General features: G+C 61.8%; 1 protein-coding gene. It reads right to left on the bottom strand.

Annotated elements, in window-relative coordinates; genetic code table 11:
* On the bottom strand, nucleotides 1-455 hold a 455-nt coding region (locus H6A60_RS12580), incomplete at both ends, for an autotransporter outer membrane beta-barrel domain-containing protein (RefSeq protein WP_205105161.1).

Here is a 455-nt window from a genome sequence, read left to right as displayed (position 1 = left end):
CGTGATGCTCACGCCGGCGAGGTCGTACTCGTCCTTGCCGTTTTCGGTATCGAACCAGTTGTAGCGAAGCTGCAGAGCGCTGAAGAAGCCGTTTTCGGCACTGCTGTCGTAGGCGACATAGCCGCCTGCAGAGTAGCCGCGGAACTTGCCCTGCGCGCTCTTGCCGTCGAGGTTCGACGAAACGTCGAACTTGCCGTCGGCAAAGCTCGCGAGCGCACCCCAGCGAACCGTACCGGTCGAGGTCTGCTGCGTGATCAGATCCGCGCCGAGGTGCGTCGTGTAGACGTGACCGTCGGCATCAAGCTGACCGCTCGCGTTGCTGAACTTCGTCCAGTCGCCGCGCTGAATCATCCAGAACGTCGTCTTGCGTTCTTCGCCCGTGACCGGGTCGACGTAGAGCGTTTCGCCGATGTGGTCGTGGATCGAGAGATCGAACGTCTGCGCCTGGATCATGG

It is taken from the genome of Sutterella massiliensis (assembly GCF_016899755.1).
Taxonomy (GTDB): Bacteria; Pseudomonadota; Gammaproteobacteria; order Burkholderiales; family Burkholderiaceae_F; genus Sutterella; species Sutterella massiliensis.
The sequence above is the reverse complement of the archived record's forward strand: the minus strand, read 5'-3'. Positions and strand labels throughout refer to the sequence as shown.